26 protein-coding genes are annotated in these 24797 nt (G+C 40.9%); 13 read left to right on the forward strand and 13 right to left on the reverse strand.

Going from position 1 to position 24797, the window contains the following annotated elements; translation table 11 throughout:
* Window positions 1-40 precede the first annotated feature (40 nt).
* The 8 genes from L0B70_RS13165 (at window position 41) to L0B70_RS13200 (ending at window position 7104) form a co-directional block, all read left to right on the forward strand.
* Window positions 41-1222: a hypothetical protein gene (locus L0B70_RS13165; protein WP_235142236.1), complete on the forward strand. Its 1182-nt coding sequence runs from the start codon at window positions 41-43 to the stop codon at window positions 1220-1222.
* Between the two features lie 235 nt (window positions 1223-1457).
* Window positions 1458-2366 (forward strand): NAD(P)/FAD-dependent oxidoreductase, encoded by a 909-nt coding sequence (locus L0B70_RS13170; protein WP_235142237.1) that lies wholly within the window; start codon window positions 1458-1460, stop codon window positions 2364-2366.
* 221 nt (window positions 2367-2587) lie between these two features.
* The gene (locus tag L0B70_RS13175) at window positions 2588-3151 is read left to right on the forward strand and encodes a dihydrofolate reductase family protein (RefSeq protein WP_235142238.1); all 564 of its coding nucleotides are present in this window, start codon (window positions 2588-2590) and stop codon (window positions 3149-3151) included.
* An 83-nt stretch (window positions 3152-3234) separates the two neighbouring features.
* Complete coding sequence (gene arr, locus L0B70_RS13180) at window positions 3235-3675, forward strand: NAD(+)--rifampin ADP-ribosyltransferase (RefSeq protein WP_235142239.1); 441 nt, start codon at window positions 3235-3237, stop codon at window positions 3673-3675.
* 52 nt (window positions 3676-3727) lie between these two features.
* Window positions 3728-4543: an alpha/beta fold hydrolase gene (locus tag L0B70_RS13185; protein ID WP_235142240.1), complete on the forward strand. Its 816-nt coding sequence runs from the start codon at window positions 3728-3730 to the stop codon at window positions 4541-4543.
* Between the two features lie 207 nt (window positions 4544-4750).
* Window positions 4751-5371 carry a cupin domain-containing protein gene (locus L0B70_RS13190; protein WP_235142241.1) on the forward strand — a complete coding sequence of 207 codons (621 nt, stop codon included), beginning with the start codon at window positions 4751-4753 and terminating at the stop codon, window positions 5369-5371.
* 105 nt (window positions 5372-5476) lie between these two features.
* A complete protein-coding gene (gene rlmF / locus L0B70_RS13195) occupies window positions 5477-6445 on the forward strand; it encodes a 23S rRNA (adenine(1618)-N(6))-methyltransferase RlmF (RefSeq protein ID WP_235142242.1) in 969 nt (322 codons plus the stop codon).
* Between the two features lie 260 nt (window positions 6446-6705).
* A complete protein-coding gene (locus tag L0B70_RS13200; RefSeq protein WP_235142243.1) occupies window positions 6706-7104 on the forward strand; it encodes a heme-binding protein in 399 nt (132 codons plus the stop codon).
* Window positions 7105-7345: 241 nt separating this feature from the next.
* Here the strand turns inward: L0B70_RS13200 and L0B70_RS13205 are convergent, their stop codons facing one another.
* The 8 genes from L0B70_RS13205 to pdhA all read right to left on the reverse strand — a co-directional run bounded on the left by L0B70_RS13205 (window position 7346) and on the right by pdhA (window position 16688).
* Complete coding sequence (locus L0B70_RS13205; protein ID WP_235142244.1) at window positions 7346-10087, reverse strand: sodium-translocating pyrophosphatase; 2742 nt, start codon at window positions 10085-10087, stop codon at window positions 7346-7348.
* A 142-nt stretch (window positions 10088-10229) separates the two neighbouring features.
* Window positions 10230-10841, reverse strand: a complete 612-nt coding sequence (locus tag L0B70_RS13210) for an inorganic pyrophosphatase (protein WP_235142245.1) — start codon at window positions 10839-10841, stop codon at window positions 10230-10232.
* Between the two features lie 7 nt (window positions 10842-10848).
* Window positions 10849-11358: a hypothetical protein gene (locus L0B70_RS13215; RefSeq protein WP_235142246.1), complete on the reverse strand. Its 510-nt coding sequence runs from the start codon at window positions 11356-11358 to the stop codon at window positions 10849-10851.
* A 35-nt stretch (window positions 11359-11393) separates the two neighbouring features.
* Window positions 11394-12269 carry a hypothetical protein gene (locus L0B70_RS13220; protein WP_235142247.1) on the reverse strand — a complete coding sequence of 292 codons (876 nt, stop codon included), beginning with the start codon at window positions 12267-12269 and terminating at the stop codon, window positions 11394-11396.
* On the reverse strand, window positions 12266-12943 hold the full coding sequence (gene radC, locus L0B70_RS13225; protein ID WP_235142248.1) for a DNA repair protein RadC: 678 nt from the start codon (window positions 12941-12943) through the stop codon (window positions 12266-12268). The genes L0B70_RS13220 and radC overlap by 4 nt, the downstream gene beginning before the upstream one ends.
* An 80-nt stretch (window positions 12944-13023) precedes the next feature.
* Entirely contained in the window at window positions 13024-13689 is a 666-nt protein-coding gene (locus L0B70_RS13230) for an ABC transporter ATP-binding protein (RefSeq protein WP_235142249.1), read from the reverse strand.
* Window positions 13690-13928: 239 nt separating this feature from the next.
* On the reverse strand, window positions 13929-15611 hold the full coding sequence (locus tag L0B70_RS13235; protein WP_235142250.1) for a pyruvate dehydrogenase complex dihydrolipoamide acetyltransferase: 1683 nt from the start codon (window positions 15609-15611) through the stop codon (window positions 13929-13931).
* A 72-nt stretch (window positions 15612-15683) separates the two neighbouring features.
* Window positions 15684-16688 (reverse strand): pyruvate dehydrogenase (acetyl-transferring) E1 component subunit alpha, encoded by a 1005-nt coding sequence (gene pdhA / locus L0B70_RS13240; protein ID WP_235142251.1) that lies wholly within the window; start codon window positions 16686-16688, stop codon window positions 15684-15686.
* Between the two features lie 313 nt (window positions 16689-17001).
* Here pdhA and L0B70_RS13245 point away from each other — a divergent pair, with 313 nt between their 5' ends.
* From L0B70_RS13245 to L0B70_RS13255, 3 genes are read left to right on the forward strand one after another with little or no spacing between them, the layout of a single operon-like run.
* Window positions 17002-17457 carry a phosphatase PAP2 family protein gene (locus L0B70_RS13245; RefSeq protein ID WP_235142252.1) on the forward strand — a complete coding sequence of 152 codons (456 nt, stop codon included), beginning with the start codon at window positions 17002-17004 and terminating at the stop codon, window positions 17455-17457.
* A gap of 3 nt (window positions 17458-17460) precedes the next feature.
* Window positions 17461-17994: a BlaI/MecI/CopY family transcriptional regulator gene (locus L0B70_RS13250; RefSeq protein WP_235142253.1), complete on the forward strand. Its 534-nt coding sequence runs from the start codon at window positions 17461-17463 to the stop codon at window positions 17992-17994.
* A 9-nt stretch (window positions 17995-18003) separates the two neighbouring features.
* Window positions 18004-19806 carry a DUF4153 domain-containing protein gene (locus tag L0B70_RS13255; RefSeq protein WP_235142254.1) on the forward strand — a complete coding sequence of 601 codons (1803 nt, stop codon included), beginning with the start codon at window positions 18004-18006 and terminating at the stop codon, window positions 19804-19806.
* Window positions 19807-19991: 185 nt separating this feature from the next.
* On the opposite strand, the gene L0B70_RS13260 is transcribed toward L0B70_RS13255, so the two are convergent.
* Window positions 19992-20360, reverse strand: a complete 369-nt coding sequence (locus tag L0B70_RS13260; protein ID WP_407929692.1) for an RNA recognition motif domain-containing protein — start codon at window positions 20358-20360, stop codon at window positions 19992-19994.
* Window positions 20361-20497: 137 nt separating this feature from the next.
* Window positions 20498-21361 (reverse strand): aldo/keto reductase family oxidoreductase, encoded by an 864-nt coding sequence (locus L0B70_RS13265; RefSeq protein WP_235142255.1) that lies wholly within the window; start codon window positions 21359-21361, stop codon window positions 20498-20500.
* A 104-nt stretch (window positions 21362-21465) separates the two neighbouring features.
* Here L0B70_RS13265 and L0B70_RS13270 point away from each other — a divergent pair, with 104 nt between their 5' ends.
* A complete protein-coding gene (locus L0B70_RS13270; protein WP_235142256.1) occupies window positions 21466-21780 on the forward strand; it encodes a T9SS type A sorting domain-containing protein in 315 nt (104 codons plus the stop codon).
* Between the two features lie 290 nt (window positions 21781-22070).
* Window positions 22071-22937 carry an RNA polymerase sigma factor RpoD/SigA gene (locus tag L0B70_RS13275; RefSeq protein ID WP_039354162.1) on the forward strand — a complete coding sequence of 289 codons (867 nt, stop codon included), beginning with the start codon at window positions 22071-22073 and terminating at the stop codon, window positions 22935-22937.
* A gap of 213 nt (window positions 22938-23150) precedes the next feature.
* Here the strand turns inward: L0B70_RS13275 and L0B70_RS13280 are convergent, their stop codons facing one another.
* The 3 genes from L0B70_RS13280 to L0B70_RS13290 all read right to left on the reverse strand — a co-directional run bounded on the left by L0B70_RS13280 (window position 23151) and on the right by L0B70_RS13290 (window position 24781).
* Window positions 23151-23741: a Crp/Fnr family transcriptional regulator gene (locus L0B70_RS13280; RefSeq protein WP_235142257.1), complete on the reverse strand. Its 591-nt coding sequence runs from the start codon at window positions 23739-23741 to the stop codon at window positions 23151-23153.
* A 14-nt stretch (window positions 23742-23755) separates the two neighbouring features.
* A complete protein-coding gene (ytxJ, locus tag L0B70_RS13285) occupies window positions 23756-24130 on the reverse strand; it encodes a bacillithiol system redox-active protein YtxJ (protein ID WP_235142258.1) in 375 nt (124 codons plus the stop codon).
* Between the two features lie 114 nt (window positions 24131-24244).
* A complete protein-coding gene (locus L0B70_RS13290; RefSeq protein WP_235142259.1) occupies window positions 24245-24781 on the reverse strand; it encodes a YfiT family bacillithiol transferase in 537 nt (178 codons plus the stop codon).
* Window positions 24782-24797 lie beyond the last annotated feature (16 nt).

Genomic DNA, 24797 nt, shown 5'->3' on the forward strand with positions numbered 1-24797 from the left:
TTCATTAATCATTTTTGAATAAACCACTAAGAAAAAGACTATGATTCCAAAATACAGAGACCAGTTTAACGCAGAATTTACACCGGAAAAATACACTGCGCTGCTGGAAAAGCTTAAGGAAAAAGGCGGAATTTATCCGCAGTTTCGCGTCTCCGAAAGTCCCATTTTTTTGACCGCAAACTTTAAAGCCAAACTGAATGACGCGTGTGAAAGCATCATTTCCCAAATCAAAGACATGTCGCCGGAAGAATTGAATAAGGCCATTCCCGCAGATGCCAATGTGCCAGGTGATACGCTGCAGCCGCACTTTTTCACCATTGATTTCGGCATCTGCGAAAACGACTCCGGCGAAGTGGTACCGCAGCTCATCGAACTGCAGTCCTTCCCTACCTTGTACGCGTTCCAGAAAGAACTGCAAAATTCTGTGGTCGAAATTTATCCGTTTATTGAGCCTTTGCAATCTTCACGAGGCGACGACGAATATTATGCGGAATTAAAAAATCTTATTGTAGGCGACGAAAATCCCGAAAATGTGGTTCTGCTCGAAGTTTATCCGGATCAGCAAAAAACGAATATCGACTTTTATCTGACGGAGAAAAAGCTCGGTATTAAAACGGTGTGCCTGACGAAAGTAAAAAAGGAAGGCCGAAAACTTTTTTACGAGAACGCGGGAAATTTAATTCAAATCAAAAGAATTTACAACCGCGTGATTTTCGACGAAATTAACAAGATTCCAAATCTGAAAGTTGATTTTGATTTCCGCGAAGATTTAGACGTTAAATGGATTACGCATCCGAATTGGTTTTTCAAGATCTCCAAATATATTTTACCAAAACTCCACCACCCTTACGTGCCGAAAAGTTATTTTTTAAATGATTTTCCCGCGGAGGAACATTTGGAAGATTTTGTGCTGAAACCCTTGTTTTCTTTTGCCGGCAGCGGCGTTAATCTCAATCCCACGCCACAGGATTTAGAAAAAATTGAAGACCGCGAAAATTATATTCTACAGCGGAAAGTGAAATATGCTCCGCTTTTTAGAGACCCAAACGGCGACTATTCGAAGGCCGAAATCCGTTTGCTCTATATTTGGAAAGAAAACGATGCGCGCCCGAAACTGATGGAGCATTTGGTAAGAATGACAAAAGCCGATATGGTGAACGTTGATTTCAATAAAAAAAATGCCATCTGGATTGGCGGTTCTACGGCGTTTTTCGAAAGATAAAAATCCTATTTCGCAAATGTCATCTTAATTTTTTTCACTTATCAAAAATAATTACCGGCCATTTCCATTCTGGAAATTCTGATTGCGATTTGAAAAACAATTAATGGTAAGCGCAAATTAATTTTGTAATTTTATTTCGCAAATACTTTAGTTCCTTTTAGTATTTCTGGTTCACCGAGATTCCGGGAAAAACGGCATCGAAATGCATTTGTACTTAAAATAAGTAAGGATTAAAATGAACAATAATACAAATTTTGATGTAATCATCGTTGGCGGCAGTTATGCAGGATTGTCTGCAGCCCTGGCTTTAGGACGTTCTTTGCGAAATGTTTTGATCATCGACAATGGAAAACCGTGCAATATTCAAACTCCACACTCCCACAATTTTTTAACGCAGGACGGCAAAACGCCAAAAGAAATTTCAACGCGTGCCCGGAGAGACATTGAGCAATATGAAACCGTAAAGTTTTACAATGGAACCGCCAAAATTGGGGTAAAAACGGAAGACGGTTTTCAAATAATAACGTCTGAAAATGAGCGATTTACAGCAAAAAAATTAATCTTCGCTACCGGAATAAAAGACGAAATGCCGAACATTAAAGGTTTTGCCGAATGTTGGGGAATTTCTGTTATACATTGTCCCTACTGCCACGGATACGAATATCGCCACCGCAATACCGCAATTATAGCAAATGGTCCGAAAGCCTTTCACCTTGCCGCAATGGTAAATAACCTCAGCGATAAAGTTACACTTTTGACGAATGGTAAGGCAGATTTTAGTGTCGATGAATTAGAAAAATTGGCCAAACGCAATGTAAAAATCATCGAAAAAACCATCCATGAAATTGAACACGAAAACGGACAATTGCAGAATCTGATTTTTGAGGGAGGAACTAAAATGCCGTTCGACGTCGCCTATGGCGCAGTTCCGTTTACGCAACATTCGGATATTCCAGCGGCGCTGGGTTGCGAACTCGATGATTTTGGATATTTAAAAATTGAAGCTTTTCAAAAAACACGGGTGCCGAATATTTTGGTCTGTGGAGACAATTCGAATATGATGCGTTCTGTGGCCAATGCAGTTTCCAGTGGAAATATCGCCGGCGCTGTGGCAAATGGAGAATTGGTAAACGAACAATTTTAATACTGGATTACAAACACGTACAGATGCAGAAAAGAAAATAGATCTGAACATCACTAATAAAAATTGATGATTTTTGAACATGTAGAAAGATTTCAACAAAGCATATTTAATGCAAATTTGTAAAAGTTGATGGAAACTCAAAAACGATTTACCGAACAAATTATCCAAAATAAGAATATCGCAAGACGTGAAAAACCTAACCTTTTAAATTTGATAGATTTATGGGAAAAGTTATTGCAGCAATTAACATGACGCTGGACGGCTTTTGCGACCATACCGCGGTCACTCCAGATTCAGAAATACATGATCATTACACCGCGCTTTTACGTGGCGCAGACCTCTTTCTTTACGGCAGAATAACTTACCAACTCATGGAATTTTGGCGCGATCTTGCCAAAAATCCCTCCGGTGAAAAGTCCATGGATGACTTTGCGGTGGTGATGGACAAACTTCCTAAAATTGTTTTTTCCCACACCCTCACGCAGTTCGACTGGAAAAGTGCGCGGTTGGCCACCAAAAATATTGAGGAAGAAATTTTAAACTTAAAGCAAAAATCTGGTATGAATATTTTTATTGGCAGCCGGAGTTTAATAATGCAGGCCTTAAAACTCAACTTAATTGACGAATTACAACTGATGGTTCATCCCGTCGTCGCGGGCATTGGTTTGCCGTTATTTAATGATATTAACGAGCCGATAAATTTAACGCTGGTGAAGACAAAAACTTTCAGCAGCGGTGCCGTGCTGTTTTACTATAATCCCATAAAAACCGGTAAAACGTATTGACTTACAGAGACGCATCAAAACTGTGTCACAATCGTTCTGTTAAATTTTTAAATTAATGGTGAAAACATTTAAACAAAAGAAGCATGGATGAAATTATTGATAGTTCTGGTGAAAAAGCGCCTACGCCATTTGCGCAGACTTACTTTCACGGAACTAAAGTGGCCTTAAAAATTGGAGATCATATTAAAGCAGGATTCAGTTCAAATTACGGAAAGAGAAAAAATGCGAAATACATTTTTCTCTCGGCCACCCTCGATGCTGCAATCTGGGGTGCGGAACTTTCCAGCGGCGAAGGTTCCGGAAGAATTTATTTGGTAGAGCCGACAGGAGAAATCGAAAATGACCCCGATTTAACAGATAAAAAATTTCCCGGAAATCCTACGCAATCCTATCGCTCGATCCATCCGTTTAAAGTTGTGGGCGAAGTCACGATCTGGCAGGGACATTCAGTTGAAAAGGTGACAGCGATGAAAGAGGCTCTCAAAAAACTTAATGAAATGGGTATTCAGTCCTTAAACGACTAAATTAAGTAAGACAAAAATTTTCAGTTTCACAGTTTCAAAAATAAAGATCATCATGGAACCAAAAACAGCGCACAGTCTTGCTTTTACCAATGGTTACTCCAACGTGAATGGCCTGAAAATGTATTACGAAATTTACGGCGACGGAAAACCACTAGTCCTGCTGCACGGTGGCGGCTCTACCATCCAGACTACTTTTGAAAAAGTGATTCCACTGTTGGCTAAAAACCGCAAAATAATTGCGGTGGAAGCGAAGGCGCATGGCCGTACGGGCGACCGCGATGCAGCCGTTACCTTTGAACAGGATGCCGACGACGTTGCAGCGCTTCTCAAAAATTTAAATATTCAGCGGGCTGATTTTTTCGGCTTTAGCAATGGCGGTACCACAACTTTACAGATTGCGCTCCGACATCCAAATTTATCCGACAAAATAATTTTGGGCTCTGCCCTGGCAAAAAGGAGCGGAGTCCCGAACTGGTTCTGGGATTTTATGTCGAAGGCCAGTCTGGAAAACATGCCCGAACAGTTGCAGGAAGCCTACCGCAAGGTTGCCCAAGACCCAAACGCTTTAGTGGTGATGCACAACAAAGATGCAAAAAGGATGGTTAATTTTGAAGATATTCCCGAGGAACAGATTAAAGCGATAAAATCGCCCACCCTCATCATTAATGGGGATAAAGATGTAGTGACCGTAGAACACGCCTTGGAACTTCACCGACAAATCGCCGGTTCCGACCTGGCCATCATTCCCGGTGGTCATGGGGAATACATCGGGGAAATTACAACGCTCACGCCGGATTTTAAAGAGACCGATCTTATTGTTCCCCTAATCGAAAAATTCCTCGACAAAAAATCTGAAGATCAAACTTGATTTTAAATGAATTAAATTTCAAAAATTGCAATATCAGAGTAAACAACACACGATTTTAAAACAAGTTTTCATGCTTTTTAAAACATTTATTTTGTAATTCAAAAAACAAAAAACTGCGGATCAAGCTGTTATACAATTTTTCAGTATTTTCGCGACGTCTTTTTTCGCAGTGGTTTAAATTAATGCTCAACTTTAATAGCGAGTGCCATGAAAAGAAATCAGTTCATCGGAGCCCTTCTGCCTCTAAGTGCAGTTCCGGTTTTGGGTTTTTCAAGAGTTATTTTACCCGCCTTCAGACCTAAAAAAGTCTTTAAAATTTCTTCCGGTGAAGGCAGAATCCACGGATCGATTAAACTGAAAGGCGTCAATTCCAACATTCTAGATGTAAAAGTTTCGGGTAAAGATACCGAGGGCGACCTTGCCATTTTCGAGCAGACATCGCTATCTCCAGGTAAAGGAACGCCGTATCATGTACATCCGGACCAGGATGAGATTTTTCACGTTACCGATGGGTCCTACCGTTTTAAAGTGGGCGACGACCTATTCGATCTGACGGTAGGTGATTCGATATTTCTTCCCCGGGCGGTGCCGCATGCCTGGACCCAAATCTCAGCAAAAGGTAAAATGACCGTAACTGTGCAGCCCGCCGGTAAACTGGAGAATTTTTTTGTAACGATGGCTGCTTTAGATCACGAACCTACTCCGTCCGAGATTGCTAAAATTTTTTCCGATAATGAAATGCAGGTAGTTGGTCCGTCTCTAAAAAATCTGCTGACAATTCTACCTGGCAAATTCCGCAGCGTGCCTCATTTTATTTCTTACGATTGATAGAAACTTTGTGAAGAAATTCTGCCATCTTTGCAAAAGCAAAAAACCGACGATATTTCTTTCTTTATTTTAAATTTTAACCGTCGGAATTAACCATTTTAAATTATGTCCGCAGATAAAAATACGCCCGAAAAAACACGGCTTCACCTTCGAAATAAAAACCGCGAAAGCTATGACCTGGACGCTTTAAAGGTTGCTGTACCGCAATTGGCAGAACACATTACCCCAAATAAGTACGGTGCAGAATCGGTCGATTTCGCAAATCCTGTGGCGGTAAAATTGCTGAACAAGGCACTGCTTCATCATTATTACGGCATTAAAAACTGGGATTTCCCTGAAGAAAATTTATGTCCGCCCATCCCGGGACGAGCAGATTATCTGCATCACATGGCGGACCTTTTAACGCAGAGTAATTTTGGCACTGTTCCGCCCGGAGACCAAATTACCGGTCTCGACGTTGGAGTTGGCGCAAACTGTATTTATCCGATTATTGGTGTGAGCGAATACGGGTGGAATTTTATCGGGTCCGACATTGAACCTAAATCGATAGAGTCCGCAATGAAAATTGTGGCCGCAAATCCTTCTCTTCAGGATAAAATTGACCTCCGTTTGCAGGAAAACAGCGAATGGTTTTTCGCCGGAATTATGAGTGGGGAAGATAAAGTTGATTTCACGATTTGTAATCCGCCCTTCCACTCTTCCACAGAAGATGCGCAGAAAAGTTCCCGAAGGAAAGTAAAAAATCTCTCCGGGAAAAACACAAAAAGACCGCCGCTTAATTTTGCGGGGATCAGTACAGAACTCGTGTACGAAGGTGGCGAACACACGTTTATTCACAACATGATCAGAGAAAGCAAAGAATTTGCAGAAAACTGTTATTGGTTCTCGACTTTAGTTTCAAAAAAATCCAATCTTAAGGGAGTTTACAGGTCTTTGGATGAGATGGAAGTCTCTCAGGTGAAAACTATTCCCATCGGTACGGGTAACAAATCCAGCCGCATTGTCGCCTGGTCCTACCTTTCCAAAGAAGCCCAAAAAGAATGGCGGGAAGCAAGATGGAAGATTGTAGAGTAAGCCTATAATTTCCCTTAAAATTACCAGTCATTCCCAAACTTTTGGTTTAAAATTAAATCTAGAGATTCAATAATATTTATTGAATCTTTTATTTTTTAGTGGGACGAAGCCCGATTCCAATACAGTTACGGTTTACAACGGCTGGGTCTTGTTAAAGAACAGGTAACATTTTGGGATCCGTTTGATTTGTAAACTTAATCTTCTCACATTCTGCAGACTAATTGTATATTTGATCATATCTAAATCTAAAAATTAACAAAATGAACATTACATTAGAACAGGCTGAAAAAATAATTGCAGCCGCACAAAACAAAGCAAAAGAAATTAATACCAAAATGAATATCGCGGTCGTTGATGCCGGTGCAAACCTCGTCGCTTTTGCGCGGATGGACGGTGCATGGCTCGGCTCCTTGGATATTTCCATTAAAAAAGCCAAAACAGCACGTTTTTTCGATATGAACAGCGGCAGTATTGGCGAACTCTCCCAACCGGGTGGCTCTTTGTACAATATCGAACATTCAAATAACGGCCTTATTACTTTCCCAGGCGGAATTCCGTTAAAGAACAGCGATGGTGAAATCATTGGCGCCGTCGGCGTAAGCGGAAGTACGGTTGAAAATGATCATGCCGTTGCCGAAGCAGGTTCAAAATCCCTGTAAAAAAACAATTAAAAGCAAAGAAGGATAGCGATGGTTATCCTTTTTTGTTTTTATCGACTCTTATTTTTAATGTAGGTAAAAAAAAATTATACACATTCTTAATTGCTCACAACTAATTTGCTCGACGGTAATTTAGAAGGCGAACAGCCGTGCGGATTTAATTTGTGATTGCCCTGCACGGGTTTTGAACACAAAAAAATCCCAACTTTTCAGCTGGGATCTTGTATTTTTAAATTACGTTTTAAAAGTTTAATACTTTAACGTCAATTCTTCTGTTCTGCGCTTTACACTCTTCGGTATCATTGCTTTCGCAAACCGGAAATGCTGAACCATACCCTTCGGTCTCAATTCGGTCTGCAGCAATTCCCATCTCAATTAACTTCAGTCTCGCCGTCATCGCACGAAGATTCGACAACTTTAAGTTGCTGCCTTCACTTCCCGTATTGTCGGTATAACCGCCTAATTTTATTTTCAATGTTGGATGATCGGCCATGATTTCTGCCAAATTATTGAGTGGCGTTTCAGAACCGGTTTTTAATTCGCTGCTTCCACTTTGGAAATATAAATTTTCAATCGTAAACCACCGGTCATTATTTAAAAGAGATTGATCCTCCAATTTCACTCCATTATAAAGCGAATACAGCTGGCTGTTTTCCCCCAGTTGAATGGTTTTGTTGGATAATTTTACTTCCTGAATATTTCCTGTGTCGTACACAAAATCGCCCTCCGCATTCAAAGTTCCTCTCACCTCCGGCGCAAGTGCAGGAGAACCTGCGTTCATGCCGTTAACCACCGCAGAAGTTCCTGCAGTAATTCCTGCCATTCTGTTTAATGATTCAATTTTTTCCCGACGGTTTTCTTCAATTTTATCTTTGTGCATAATTGCCAAAGTCGGCGCGATAACGAGGGAAACGATCGACATTAGTTTGATCAGGATATTCATGGATGGACCTGACGTGTCTTTAAACGGATCTCCAACAGTATCGCCGGTAACAGAGGCTTTATGCGGTTCGGAACCTTTGTAATATGTTTCTCCGTTGATATCGACTCCCTGCTCAAAAGATTTCTTCGCATTATCCCAGGCACCACCTGCATTGTTCTGAAACATTCCCATTAGGACTCCGGAAACCGTAGCACCCGCTAAAAATCCTCCCAAAACTTCCGGACCAAAAATAAAGCCCATCAATAACGGCGAAATAATAGCAATCGCACCGGGAAGCATCATTTTTTTAATGGAAGCATCTGTAGAAATGGCGACACATTTTTCATATTCCGGTGTTGCTTTTCCTTCCAAAATCCCCGGAATTTCTCGAAACTGACGGCGAACTTCTTCTACCATTGCCATTGCAGCAGTTCCTACGGCTCTGATGGCCAGTGAAGAAAATATAAATGGAATCATTCCGCCCACAAATAAACCGGCCAGAACATCGGCGCGGTAAATATCAATTCCGTCGATTCCTGCAATTCCAACGAATGCTGCAAATAATGCAAGCGCCGTTAATGCTGCGGAAGCGATGGCGAAACCTTTTCCTGTGGCTGCAGTGGTATTACCAACCGCGTCCAGAATATCCGTTTTCTCCCGAACTTCTTTCGGAAGCTCGCTCATTTCGGCAATTCCACCGGCGTTATCAGCAATTGGTCCGAAGGCGTCAATCGCCAACTGCATGGCTGTGGTAGCCATCATTCCCGCTGCCGCAATCGCGACTCCGTATAATCCAGCGCAAAGAAACGAACCGTAAATACCGCCGGCTAAAACCAAGATCGGTAAAAAAGTAGATTCCATACCAACTGCCAAGCCGCCAATAATATTGGTCGCATGGCCAGTTGAAGATTGTTTTACGATGCTCTTCACAGGACCTTTACCCATCGCCGTATAATATTCTGTAATGATGCTCATTAAAGTTCCTACTACCAAACCAACGATGATGGCACCAAAAACGCCCATTTTCGTAAATTCGTGACCTCTTAAAGTCATCGTGTCGGGCATTAAATAATTCACGAGGAAATACGAAGATATCGCGGTTAATACAATGCTTCCCCAGTTTCCTAAGTTTAAGGCGTTTTGAATGGGTGCCGTGTCCAGCTCTACCGCTTCGCCTACTTTCACAAATAAAGTTCCGATAATCGAATAAATAATTCCTGTTCCGGCGATTAACATCGGTAAGAGGATGGGCGCAAATCCGCCGAAGAGATCCGGAGAAATTGTTTCGTTACCCAAAACCATCGTCGCTAAAACCGTGGCAACATAAGAACCGAATAAATCGGCGCCCATTCCGGCCACATCGCCAACATTGTCTCCCACATTATCTGCGATGGTCGCCGGATTTCTTGGGTCGTCTTCCGGAATCCCGGCTTCAACTTTACCCACTAAATCGGCCCCAACATCGGCCGCTTTTGTATAGATTCCGCCACCAACTCTGGCGAAAAGCGCAATTGACTCTGCCCCTAAAGAAAATCCTGTAAGAATTTCGATGGCTTTTTCCATTTCATGCGAATTGGCTGCGGCATCCGGTGCAAAAATCTGCTTGATAACCAGGTATAGAGCCCCCAATCCTAAAACCGCTAAACCGGCAACACCCATTCCCATAACGGAACCTCCGGTGAACGACACTTTCAAGGCTTTTGCCAAAGAAGTTTTTGCGGCTTCGGCAGTTCTTACATTTGATTTGGTGGCGATCTTCATTCCGATAAATCCCGCCGTAGCTGAAAGGATTGCTCCAATGATAAAGGAAATGGCCAAACTCCAGTGCGAATTGGCACTCGACGCGCCCATTAAACCAAGTAGAATCGCAACGATGATCACGAAGTACCCCATTACTTTATACTCGGCTTTTAAGAAGGCCATTGCGCCATCTGAGATGTAACCGGCGATTTCCTGCATTCGCGCGCTTCCGGCGTTTTGCTTTGTCACCCAGTTACTCTGAATGAAAGTGTAAATTAGGGCAACAATACCGAAGATGGGTACCAAATAAAATAAATTCATAGTTTATTATTTAATGTTAATTTTTTGTTAATTAAAACGATTATCGAAAATACAATTTTATTTTATAACTCAGCTGATTAACCTTAAATAAAAAAAGACAGATCCAAAAATCTATCTTTATAAATATTGAATTTTGGGTGAATTATCCCCCAAATTTATTTGCGTAATCCTGCTCGGATGCCCGGATTACCTTTTTGGCATGCTCCGCGCCGTAAACTTCCTGAATGCGACATTTCTGCGGCTCATCCGGAAGATTTTTATAGGTGAGGAAATAGTGCATCAGTCTCTTAACTTCCGCTTGCGGAAGATCTTCAATATCGCGGAAATGACCAAAAGCGTGATCGCCTTTCATTACCGCCACAATTTTATCATCGGCTTCACCTTTGTCGATCATTTTAAAACCGCCAATTGGGATAGCCTCCATCAACATTCCACCGGAGTGAATATTATGAGAGCTTAAAACACAAATATCCAGCGGATCCAGATCACCGGTTTCTACATCGGTTGCACCACTTTCGATAGCCAGTTTTAATACTTCGTCGTGACAGTACGTTCTCGGAATAAAACCGTACAATGCCGGGATGATGTTCGAAAACTGCTGCGGACGGTCTACTTTCAGATAACCACTTTGCTTATCAACTTCATATTTTATGGTATCGCTCGGAACGATTTCTACAAAAACATTTACAACATTTGGCGCTTCGTCTCCCACAGAAATGCCGTGCCAAGGATGCGCTTTAAAATTTGGTATCATTATTATTTTAATTTACAATTAAACTCTCTTTTCTTAAATCTTCGATTGTTTGCGAAATAAAATCCGCATCATTCATGTAATTCATCAAAAAAACGGTTTTGAAATCAGCTAAAGTGGAATTATCATTTAGGTTTTCGTAAGTTTTATGAAGGATGTGCAGCGTATTATTTTTGCAGTTAACCACGTTCTTCCACAAGTTCTTTCTTAAATGAAGTTGCTGAGACGCGTTATAATCGAACTCTTCATTAATCATTTTTTCCACGAGAAAAACGTATTCGTGTGGTGCTAAAGTGCGGTCAAACTTCGTCACCAGATTAGATGGCTTTAACCTTTCTAAAAACAAAGTTATCCTTTCGTACGCGTGAACGCGCTGCTCGGAATTTCCTTTCACCGTTAATAATTTGATCTCCTGATTTTTAAACTTGATGTAAGTAAAAACAAACTGCCTTATAAAAATAAGAAAAGGCAAAGCGAGCAGGAGGGCAAATGCGTAGGGTAAATAGGGTGATTCGATCATAGCGGGAATGAGGATGCAAAAATACTAATAATTTGCTACTTCTGGAGGAAGTTTTTCACCAATTCTTTTTTGGAAAATTCCAGGATGGGATATTCGCGTAGTTCGGCCCCAAAACTTTTAAAAAAAACCTCGATTCCGCGCATGTTTCCACCCATAAAATCGAAAGATCTGGCGTGAATGTTTTCCTGCAAAATTCTGTCGATGAGGAAAGAAGCGCCGTTATCTGCTTTAAATTGATCGTCATTGACTAATCCGAGTAAAGAATACCGGTTTTCAGTTGCAATCACCAGTGCCAAATTTGTCAGATGATCTTCTTTATACGCGCCAAATATTTTGAGCTGATGCCGTTCCTCTAGAAATTTAATGTACGTGAAAAATTTTTCGAGATCACTTTTCTTGTCTAAACCCTGGAAATGAGCCCGGATGAAAGACAAAACATCGGTTCTGTTCTCTTCTTTAAAATAAAGATGCTGTGCGCTTTTAACCGCGGATTTCCGTCCTTTGAAGTAATTTTTTCGCAAAAGAGAATACTCAGTTTTATCGATGAGATAATTTTTCTTAGGCTTCAGACCTTGTGTGGCTAAGTTTTGAAAATTAAAATGATAGGTAAGAATTTGGTAATTTTCTTTTAAGAAAGCCATAAATTTCAATTCAACGGTTTCATTGATTTCGGGGCCGAAAACCCCCAGTTGCTGGCAGAAAAGCGGCATGATGACAACACGAAAACCGAATTTCTTCCGCACCGGAACGGGCATTACATATTCGTACTCATTGTAGACTAAAAGCTCCCAGGTATCGCAGAGCGCGTCCAGAATTTCCTTTGGTGCGTAAATATTTGTTTGCAAAGAATTTTCGAGGCATTTCGCGTAGCGCTGAAAATCGATCTCTTTATATTGAAGTCGTTTGATCATAATAAATTTTCGTCAGCGAAACTTAAGTAGGAATTTTGGGCGATGATAAGATGATCGATAAGTTGAATATTCAAAATTTTACCGCCTTCCCCAATTTGCTTTGTGATCTTAAGATCTTCCTGGCTGGGTTTTAAATTTCCGGAGGGATGATTGTGTGCGATAATAATTCCGGTAGCGAAATGTTCGAGGGCATTTTTAAATAATATCCGCACATCTACGACAGACTGGTTGATGCCGCCGGAAGAAAGTTTCGATTTGCCCAGTACGCGATTGCTCTGGTTAAGAAAAACCACCCAAAACTCTTCGGTTTGAAGATCGCCTAAATGAGGTTGCAACACTTTGTAAGTGTCAGCGCTGTTGGTGATCTGAATTTTTTCCGGAACTTCCTGGGAAGCTCGCCGCCGCCCGATTTCCAGCGCAGTGGCAATAGAAATGGCTTTGGCCTCGCCTACTCCTTTAAACTTTGTTAGATCTGAAATCTGCAGTAAAGACAGATTGTGCCAGTTGTTACCCACGGAATCTAAAATCTTACGCGCCAGGTCCACAGCGGAATCTTCGCGGTTGCCGCTGCCCATTATAATTGCCAACAATTCCGCGTCGGAGAGTGCATTTTTACCTTTCAGCAAAAATTTTTCCCGCGGTCGGTCGTCTTCAGCAAGAAATTTAATTGACATTTTTTGTGGTTATAAATAAATTTTTTGAAATCCAAAAGTCGGCTGCAATTATCTTTTTCCTGGCTCTTTTTACTCGAATCTTAGATAATCTGGCCGTCTTTCATAACCAGTTTCCGGTCGGTGGTATCGGCAAGATGCGTATTGTGAGTGACGATAACGAAAGTTTGATTGTATTTTGATCTTAAATCGAAAAACAGTTGGTGCAGATCGTCGGCGTTTTTGGAATCTAAATTTCCCGTTGGTTCATCGGCAAAAATAATTTTTGGAGAGTTGATTAATGCCCTTGCAACCGCCGTTCTTTGCGCTTCGCCGCCCGACATTTCATTGGGTTTGTGATGAATACGGTGTGCAATATTGAGGTCTTCAAATAATGAGTAGGCTTTTTCTAAGGATTCTTTTTCGTTTTTCCCGGAAATGCGTGTGGGCAACAAAACGTTTTCCAGGGCACTAAATTCGGGCAAAAGTTGATGAAACTGAAAAACAAAGCCAATGTTTTCATTACGAAAAAGGGAAAGCTGGCGATCGCTCATGTTGATGAAGGACTGCCCGGCCAAAGCGATTTCTGTTTCGAAATGTTTTGGCGTGCTTGGTGTATCTAAGGTTCCGAGAATTTGTAGAAGTGTGGATTTGCCGGCACCGGATTCCCCGACGATGGAAATGACTTCGCCTTCTTTAATATGAATATCAACTCCTTTCAGTACTTCGAGATTACCGTAGGATTTATGAATATTGTTTGCTTTGATCATGGTTTCAAAAATAGTGAAAATGATTGTAATCTGCGATTTATTTCGGGGCTTTTTGCGCAAGGGCGAAGTGCATTGTTGGAGCTCGTTTTGGGGGAGGCGGCGGCAAAGCCGCCGCCTCCCCCAAAACAGCGACTGCACGGAGACCGACCCGGGCAAGGCCACAGCGCTGGCGAGGGTTGCGCCCAAAAAAAAATCCTTTCAAAATTAATTGAAAGGATTGTATAAATTTAAACTGAAACTTAGAGCAACAATGTTAAAGGCTGCTCCAAATACGTTCTTAAAGTCTGCAAAAACTGCGCGCCCGTAGCGCCGTCGACTACCCTGTGGTCACACGCCAAAGAAAGTTTCATGGTATTTCCCACGACAATCTGACCGTCTTTTACAATCGGTTTTTCGATGATTGCCCCCACGGACAGAATGGCGGAATTCGGCTGGTTGATAATGGAAGTAAAAGTCTCGATACCAAACATTCCCAAATTGGAAACGGAGAAGGTAGAACCTTCCATTTCATTGGCTTTCAAACCTTTGGATTTTGCACGTCCGGCCATGTCTTTTACGCCTGCGGAGATTTGGTTGTAATTCATTTGATCCGCATTTTTCAGAACGGGAACCACCAAACCGTCGGGAATTGCGACTGCGACGCCAACGTTAATGTTTCCGTGGTGAATAATCTTATCCTCTTTCCAGGTTGAATTTACCTGCGGATGTTTTCTTAAAGCCATTGCGGTTGCTTTGATAATCATATCGTTGAAAGAAATCTTCGTATCCGGCAACGAGTTAATTTCTTTTCTGGCAACAATCGCTTTGTCCATATTGATCTCAACGATCAGATAATAATGTGGCGCAGTAAATTTACTTTCGGAAAGTCTTTTCGCAATAATATTTCTCACCTGCGAGTTCGGGGTTTCGGAATCTTCGCCCTGTACAAAATTCGCTTGAGCCGGTGCTGCTTTCGCAGAAGCTGTTTGCGGTGCTGCATTATCCGCAACTTCTTTCGTGCTTGGCGTAAATCCTTCGATATCTTTTTTTACGATTCTGCCATTTTCGCCACTTCCTTTTAAAGCATTAAGATCGATACCCTTGTCTTCGGCCATTTTTTTGGCTAATGGAGAAATGGCTACCCTTTCGGAATTTGCGGTAGAAGTTGGCTGCGAGTCGGACTCGGAAGCTTGTGCTTTTTCAGGAGTCGGTTCAGATTTCTGACCACTTGTTTCAGGTGTCGCTGCCGCTTTTTTTCCGCCGCCGGACACAATTCCGGAAACATTGGTTCCTTCTGGCCCGATGATGGCTAAAACGGCATCAACGGGACTTGCGCCACCTTCTTCAGTTCCAACGTATAATAAAGTTCCGGTGAATTCGGATTCAAAATCCTGTACCGCTTTGTCGGTTTCAATTTCAGCTAAAATATCGCCTTCCTTCACCTGATCGCCCACTTTTTTGTGCCATTTCGCTACCTTTCCTTCGGACATTGTATCTGAAAGTCTTGGCATTGTGATGACTTCCACTCCATCCGGAATTTCTGCGGAAGAGTTTTTACCTTCGGTGCCGTTTTCTTTTTCTACAGGTTCTGCAGTTTCCACAGCGGTAACATTATTTTCTGTTTGGTGTTCTTCGGGAATTTGCGTAGCATCTTTGTCTGAAGTTCCGTTCGAATTTCCGCCTTTTAAAGCAGAAATATCTTCTCCTTCTTTTCCAATAATGGCTAAAACAGAATCTACGGGCGAGGACCCGCCTTCTTCCGTGCCAATAAACAAAAGCGTTCCGTTTACCTCGGCTTCGAAATCCTGTACGGCTTTATCGGTTTCAATTTCAGCTAAAATATCGCCTTCCTTTACCTGATCGCCCACTTTTTTGTGCCATTTTGCCACTTTTCCGTCCGTCATTGTATCAGAAAGCCGGGGCATGGTTATAACTTCTGCCATAATATTGATGTGATATTTTGTTAAAGGATTATTTGGGATGAAAAATTATGCAAACCCAGAATCCTTATTAATTTAATTATTCTCTAATTTATTTAAGAACGGATAATCTTCCTGCGCATAAACGTATTCGTAGACTTTATCTTCGGTTGGGTACGGAGACTGCTCCATAAACTCAACACATTCGTCTACAAATTCGCGGGATTTGTCTTCAATGGCTGTTAGCTCATCTTCCGTCGCCCATTTGTTATCTAAAATACGATGCTTCACGATTTCGATGGGATCATCTTTTTTACGGTCTGCAACTTCGTCTTTGCTTCGGTACGGTTCTGCATCCGACATGGAGTGTCCTCTGTACCGATAAGTTCTGGCTTCGATAAAAGTGGGTCCGTCTCCTCTTCTGGCGCGCTCGATGGCTTCGTAAGCGGCCTCAGCCACTTTCACCGGATCCATCGCATCCACGGGAAGGCAAGGCATTTCATATCCTAATCCTAATTTATAGATATCTTCGTGATTCGCCGTTCTGCCCACAGAAGTTCCCATGGCATACCCATTATTTTCTACAACAAAAACAACAGGCAGTTTCCAGTTCATGGCCATGTTGAAAGTTTCGTGCAATGAACCCTGACGCGCGGCTCCATCGCCGAAGAAACAGATATTAACGCCGCCGGTTTCGAAATATTTGTCGGCAAAAGCAATACCTGCGCCTAGTGGAATCTGTCCACCCACGATGCCGTGCCCGCCATAAAACCTTTTTTCTTTGCTGAAAATGTGCATAGATCCGCCCATGCCGCCGGAAGTTCCGGTTGCTTTACCGCAAAGTTCTGCCATAATTCTTTTCGGATCTACACCCATCGCCATGGGATGAATGTGGCAACGATACGCGGTGATCATGCTGTCTTTTGTTAAATCCATGGCATGCGCGAAACCGGCCGGAATTGCTTCCTGACCGTTATATAGATGTAAAAAACCTCTGATTTTTTGTTTAAGATAAAGAGAACGGCATTTGTCTTCAAACCTTCTCCACATTGTCATTTCTTCATACCATTTCAGGTAAACTTCTTGCGAAAATTCTTTCATGCGATAGCTTTTGCTTTATTTGGGCATACGTCGCGAAGCGGGTTTCATGCCTATTAAAAATATTTAGCAAAAATAATAAAAATCTTTGTCTTTATTGGTAGCATATTAAAACAAAATTAAAGAGCCAACCAATAAATAATATTACTTTTGAAATTACAATCTTATTTATGGGTAAAACTCCTGCGCCGCTTGTGGCAAAACTCTCGAAAATCATCTCAAACTTCTTCAATCCGCTTACTTCACTTTTTATCTTTTTCATTTATGCCAACCTGCAGCGGTACACGTACAGGGAAACTGCTTTTCTTTTTTTCCTTTGTTATTAATCATCGTAATCCCTGTTTCCCTATGGATTTTTTGGAATGTTAAAAAAGCAAAATATGCGGATATCGACGTTTCGAACAGAGACCAGCGGAAAGGGCTTTATTTCGTTATCGCGGGCGCTCTGCTGGCTTTTCTTTCCTACGATTACTTTTTCCAGAAAAACATAGACATAACGATCATCTTTTTATTGATCTTACTCCTCACGCTGCAGATGAGTAATTATTTTATTAAAAGCTCCATGCATACAGCATTTAATGTGTTTGTTGCAGCGCTGTTTTTTGCCATTAATCCGGTGTTTGGAATAATGTGGCTTGGGATTGCTGTTTTGGTGGGGATTACCCGCATTATTTTGAAGCGACACACGTTGCAAGAAGTATTTACAGGCGCATTGATCGCCATTTTGGTTTCTTTTATTTATCTTTATGCCAACATCAAAATTCAGTCTTAAACCATGAAAATTAATCAGCTTACAACTTCCGAAGAACTTCTTATGACCATTTTGTGGAAACTCGGTTCCGCGTACATGAAAGATGTTATCGAAAATTATCCCGAACCTAAACCGCATCAAAATACGATCTCGACCTTCATTAAAATTTTGGTGGAAAAAGATTTTTTGACCACAGAAAAACATGGACGAATTTTCAAGTACACCGTTGCCGTGCCCTTCGAAAATTACCGGAGATATTTGCTGAAAAATTTTGTTGATCATTATTTCGACGGTTCCGGCCTCGATCTGTTAAAAACTTTAACGGAAGAAAGATTAATTCATACTACGGATATCAAAGGACTTTTCGAAATTGAAACCAGCCTTCATCCGATTACGGAACCCGAACAAAAAAACACAAGTGCAATTAGTGATTATATTGCAGAAATAACGGCGCCAAAAAAGCCGAAGAAAAAGGAAAAGAAAGAAAAAAAGAAAAAAAGAAAGGCAAAAATCTTAAATAGTTGTCAGTACCAAAATTCTTCAATTTCACAGGAATAACTTACCAGAATGATAAAAAAAATTAGAGAAATTTCCGGAAATACAGCCGTGATTATACGTGAATATCCCATGGTTTTAGTCCTTGCTTTTTTGGCTGCCATGGCGTTCATTTTTTCCTCCGACGCCAATTCAACCAGCAGACAAAGCGATTTTGTTTTTATGAAATTCGGTATGGTAGCGCTTTTGGGAATTTCACTGCTTTTTGGGCTGAAAATGCTTTCGCAGCGTATCGGGAAAGGCATTTTGCTCGAAGTGTCAGGGATTATTTTTTTAATTTTTTTCTATTTTCTTCTACCCGCTGATGAAAAAGAATTTACGGAACAGTACGCGTTTCTGCTCATTCCCACCTTCATCCTGTCCCACCTTCTCGTCTCTTTCATTGCCTTTTTTGGAGAAAAGAAAGAACTAAATTTCTGGCAGTATAACAAAAACCTTTTCATCAATATATTTTTAACGGCAGTTTTTACCGGCGTTTTAATCGGTGGTGTTGAACTGGCGATTCTGGCGGTAGACAAGCTGTTTGATTTCAATTTTGATGGTTATTATTATTCGCGTACTTTTTATTTCCTGTCGATCTTTGGAAGTTGTTTCATTTTTTTACTCTTTAATGATAAAGGTCTTCAGGACTTAGAAAAAGATGCCAACTATCCGCAGATTCTGAAATTTTTTACGCAGTATATTTTAATTCCGTTACTGCTTATTTATGCAGTGATCTTATATTTATACGGCGCGAAGATCCTGATTAATTGGGAGCTTCCGCGTGGGTGGGTATCGTACTTGGTTTTGGCCTATTCCGTTGTCGGGATATTGGGTTTGCTTTTGGTTCATCCTTTAAAGGACAATTCTTCCAAATCGTGGGTAAAAGTTTTCTCCAAAATGTTTTATTACACCCTTATTCCGTTAATTATTTTACTTTTCACCGCAATTTTTACACGAATTCTTCAGTACGGCTACACAGAACCACGATATTTTGTGTTGTTACTGGCGGTGTGGTTAAGTTTGGTGCTCCTATATTTTGTGTTTGCGAAAAATACGACGATCAAGTTTATTCCCGTGAGTTTATTCTTGATTGGTTTTTTCGCCTTAACCTGTCCGTATTTTAATGCGTTCTCTGTAGCGAAAAGAAGTCAGAAAACGGAATTAATGACGACTTTAAAGGTAAACAAACTTCTGAAACAGGGAAAAATTAGTTTCTCAACAAAAATTAAAAGTGATGTTGCGGATGAAATTTCAAATAAAATTCAGTTTCTCGCCAAAAGAAATCAAGCCGATTTTATTCTTCCCCTTCTCTCCACGGTCGTTCAAAGGGAGGTGAAACGAACCATTGCAGACGGAAATTTTTATAATCTTCAAAGTACCCTTAGAAATCAGTTCAAAAATGTGGTTTATGATGTTGCTTCGTCTAATACTGTACAGCAAACCAATACTACGACGTTAATCGCAAGAGATTTTAACGTGGATATCTCAGGTTATCAGTATCTATTTAAAGTTTACAATTATAAAAGTAATTATTTTGATTTTGATAAAAATACGGTGGAAATAAAAATGCCCGTCAGTCAATTTGGAAACGAGTTAAATTTGGTGTTTAATGGGCAGAAATATAATATGGTACCGGATCTTATCCAGCTTTTCAATAACTATCCGAATCTGGGCGAAAACTATGTGGATCAGTTGTATTTTGTTAAGACGATTGGGAACTATGATTTCAAAATAATGTTCGACAGTGTAATTCTCGTGAAGTCAGTCAACAATGCAGCTCCCCAATTTGTTATAAACTCCGACTCAATTCTGATCTTAATCAAAAAAAATTAAGCTCCTGAGACTGAGGTTAATGATGCTTTCAATCTTAAATAAGGCAACGTAAAAAACTCATTTCTATACATCAGATCATTTAAATTCCCATATCGATAACGTTCGACTGATGCCAAAATGAGCTCGAAAATAAAGGCACAAAAAAAAGCGACTTAAAAAGTCGCTTGCATTATTTCAGTAAAATCTTACCAGTTAGAACCGCCACGACTTCCGCCGCCGTATCCGCTTCCACCGCCGCTACCGCCACGATTTCCGCCTCCGTAACCACCACCGCCTGAACGGTTGTTGTCAAAACTTCTTCTTGGTTTGTCTTCTCTTGGCTTAGCTTCAGAAATGTTAAGTTCTTTACCGTCCAATTCTTTTCCGTTAAGAGCTTCGATAGCATTCTTGCCATCTTCGTCGCTCATTTCTACAAATCCGAAACCTCTGGATCTACCGGTTTCTCTGTCTGTGATAATTTTGGCAGAAGAAACTTCTCCAAATTCTGAAAATAAATCTTGCAACGATTGTTCTTGTGTTGCGTAATTGATGTTTGAAACAAAAATGTTCATCATAAAAAAAATTAAAAAATTAATACTTGATTGTAAATTATAAATGAAACTCAACAATTGATGAACAAAGATTGATTTCGGATATAAAAACGGTTGCAAGATACAATATTAAATTAATAATGCAAATATTATTTACTATTTTATGCAACTTCTTCTCCCGCATGCGCTTCCAAAAGTTTAAACCAGTCTTCCATCTCTAAATGAACGTTTACGGCCTGTTTTAATTTTTTTACGCTTTCAACCCGCGAAGTACCGATAACAGGGAGAATCTTTGCAGGATGTTTCAGAAGAAAAGCCAGCAGAATCTGGTTTTCTTCCGCGCCGTATTTCGCGCAAAGTTCATCGAGAACTTTTTTAATTCTTGCGTTTTCTTCGGATTTCTCCGAGAAATAATTTCCCATCACCGACCACGCCATCGGCTGAAGTTTTTTCAGCATCAGCTGATCCAACGTACCATCGTAAAAAGCGTCGGTGCGATTTAAAGAAATTTCTACCTGATTTGTTATGATCGGAAACGCCTCGTTGATCAGATCAAACTGCGACGGAGAAAAGTTGGAAACGCCGAAGTGAAGGACTTTTTTCTGCTCCCTCAAAACCTTAAAAGCCCCGGCAATTTCGTCCGGATCCATAAGAGGCGAGGGCCGGTGAAGCAGAAGCACATCCAGATAATCGGTCTTTAAGTTGTCCAAACTTTGGTCGACGGATTTTAAAATATGGTCTTTCGAATAGTTGTAGGATTTTAGATTGAAAGGCCTGTTTTTACACGGCATCTGAATGCCACATTTGGAGATGAACTGCACTTCTTCGCGCTTAATGTCCATTTCACTAAAAGCCTCGCCGAACAGTTTTTCGGTCGTGTAATCGCCATAAAGGTCGGCGTGATCGAAGGTTGTAAGGTTTTCGTTCACGGAAGTTTCAATCAGTTTCTGGACGTTTTTTGCAGAATGATTGGCGCCCCAAATTCCCCAGCGCATGGTCCCGACAATAATGGACGAAAAGTTCATAGTTGTATATTTACTCAAATGTAAAAATTATCTCGGAACTTTTAACATTTGAAAGTCGTATTTGCCACATAATATTTTTAACTTTGACTAAAATTTATCGTATTATGAAGAAGATTTCTATTTTATTTCTTTCTCTCTTCTCGGCCTTCCTTTTTTCTCAATGCGCAGATCCTTTGGCGACAAGCGATTCTGCGGTATCCAAAAATAAAATTTATCCAAACCCAAGCAACGGAACTTTCACTTTTGTGGCCGGAAGAGCCACAAATGTCAGCATTGCTGATGTTTCGGGGCGCGTGATCTATACGGGAAATGTTGTGAAAGGTACGAACGTTATTTCGGTAAAAACGACCTCCGGTGTATACGTGCTGATTTATCAAGCGGAAGGAAAAAAAGAATCTACTAAATTAATTATTAAATAATTGAGTCTTATAATTAGTTTGAACTCATTCTGTGCCACTGCAGGATGAGTTTTTTTTGAATCTTTTTTTGAGGACATTTTATAAAAAGATCCAATTTGCGACCCGGCTTGAGCGGAAATCCTTTTTTCTTAGCGGCGGCTGCGCCGCCGCTAAGAAAAAAGATTGGGAGCGGAAGACGGAATTTGTCGCCCAAAAAACAGATATGAACAATATAATAATTTTTTTGTAACCTTTCGCTACTTCTTGTCGTATAATCTATTGCAGTCCTAAAGGGGACCGTTTTATACTACATGAGACAATTAAAAATTACAAAGCAGGTTACCAACAGGGAAACCGCATCGCTGGACAAGTATTTACAGGAAATCGGAAAAGTAGATTTGATTACCGCCGACGAAGAGGTGGATTTGGCGCAGAAAATTCGTGCCGGAGACCGTGTCGCCCTGGAAAAACTCATAAAAGCCAACTTGCGTTTCGTGGTTTCTGTTTCTAAACAATACCAAAACCAAGGGCTTTCCCTCCCCGATCTCATCAACGAAGGAAATCTTGGGTTAATGAAAGCCGCAAAAAGATACGATGAAACACGAGGTTTTAAATTTATTTCTTACGCAGTTTGGTGGATCCGTCAATCAATTCTGCAGGCTTTGGCTGAACAGTCGCGGATTGTACGTTTGCCGTTGAATAAGATTGGATCGATCAACAAGATCAACAAAGCTTACGCGCATTTGGAGCAGGAAAACGAAAGACCACCGTCCCCGGAAGAGTTGGCGGAAGTTTTGGATATGAGCGAAGACGACATTAAGGAATCCATGAAAAACTCCGGAAGACATTTGTCCATGGATGCACCGTTGGTGGAAGGTGAAGATTCGAATTTATACGATGTTTTGCGTTCCGGTGAATCTCCGAGTCCGGACAAAGATCTGATGCTGGAATCGTTGCAGATCGAGATCGAAAGAGCGTTGCAGACTTTGACTCCACGCGAGGCAGATTTGGTGCGTTTGTATTTTGGTTTGAACGGAAAACATCCGATGACTTTAGAAGAAATCGGCGAAACTTTTGACCTTACGAGAGAAAGAGTCCGTCAGATCAAAGAAAAAGCGATCAAAAGATTGAAGCACAATACGAGAAGCAAGATTTTGAAATCTTATTTAGGGAAATAAAACTTTTAAAATCTCTTCCTCGAAGAAAATAAAAAAAACCATCTTATTTTAAGGTGGTTTTTGTTTGCCGCATATGCGGAAATTTGTACCGGATTTAACGTAAGGTTCGCCTTTTTTTTAAAAATATTTTTATTATCAGGAAGCGCGATTAGAAATTTTCCTTTTAGTCCGCGAATTTGCTGCATAAAACGAGTGAATTTGAAGACATACTTTCTAGGAAGTTTCAAAATTTTTACGCGCCAGTTCTTTCCGGACGCGGCTTAAACTTTCCGGCGTAATCCCGAGGTACGAGGCGACCATCCACTGCGGCACGCGCAACATAATATCCGGATACATTTTGATGAAATTCATATATCTTTCCTCAGCGGTTTCTGCCAACAGCGAGTTCACACGATTCTGCAGATTTCGAATATGTTTTTGCAGAAGCAGATCGTTGTTTTCCGCGGTGTGCGGATATTTTTCAATAATTCCTGTAAAAAAGTCGTTCGATAAAAGCAATACTTCCGACTCCTCCACGGCTTCGATATAATATTTGGATTTTTCGTGAAAATACAGCGAACTGCGGTCTGACATCAACCATTTCTCCGGTGCAAACTGAATAATGTGTTCTCTGCCGTTTTTATCGATGGAAAACATCCGCAGCAGTCCTTTTTCCACAAAAAAGGTTTGGTTACAAACGTCACCATCGCGCAGCAGAAACTTATTTTTCGCGACTTTCTTCTTCATATAAAAACTGCTGCACGCGGAAATGGAATCTTTCGGGATTTCCAGGATTTCGGATAAATAGGTTTCGATATTCTCCATGGCGGAAGTTTTTTTTAAAGTAAAGAAACAGAAATACTCTGGTGCGAAGCGTCTTTCACGGCTTTTCCGTTTTCCAGCACGATGAGTTGCGGGCTTTGGTGAATAACATCGAAATCGTCGGCGATTTTATTGGAAAGGTTGCGGTGCGCGATGAGATCCAGAAAATAGTAGGAAATATCTTTGTCGGAGTTCCGCACTTCCTTTTCGAAATTTTTCAAAACGGTTTTGCTGATGAAACAGCGTGTAGAATGTTTAAAAATAGCAACCTTTTTTGTGGCAGATTCTGCTACTGCTTTGTTAAGATCCGCTTCGGAATCAAGACTTTTCCAGATCGCAGATGAAGATTCTTCTTCTTCGGAACCTCCGAATAATTTATTTAAAAAACTCATGTATTTAATTTTGTTTGGGTACTGTGGGAAGATTTTCTTGCCCACTTATAATGTCGCCGCAAAAATACGGTTTCCTTTCGAAACACTTTCGTGCGCTTCACAGATTGGTTTTCCTTACCAGCCTTTCTCTTTTTTCAGATTTTCGATGTGCGCGTAATGATGATTGCAGTGCCACGCGTAAAATGCAATACTTTCGCGCAGAGAAATATTTCTGTTTTGCTCCGGATGATAAAAAGTACACGCAAAATCCCGGTTCGTAAGGGCTTTCATTTCGTAAACCCAGCGTTTATGCAGGCCTTTAAGAAGTTGCAGCGCAGGTTTTATCTCGATGCTGAAACTGTCCTGTAATTCCGCCCACTTCGCCTCGTCGTAGGTTTTAACAGTCGGATTGTCTTCGGTTAAAGCAAGTTTAAAACGGATGAAACTGTTCATATGACTGTCCGAAATATGGTTAATAAGTTGCCGAACTTTCCAGCCGCCTTCTCGGTACTGCGTATCTAGCTGGTCATCGGTCCAATGTTCTACCAGCAGTTTTAGTTTTCCGGGGAAATCTTTGATGGTTTTAATGTAACGGTCGAGATCCTGGTCGGAAATACTTTCGCGGTCCAGAAATTTCCCGATGGGATATTTTTTATGCTCTAATTTGTCCATTTTATTTTTCTTGGTT

Source organism: Kaistella sp. 97-N-M2 (assembly GCF_021513235.1).
Classification (GTDB): domain Bacteria; phylum Bacteroidota; class Bacteroidia; order Flavobacteriales; family Weeksellaceae; genus Kaistella.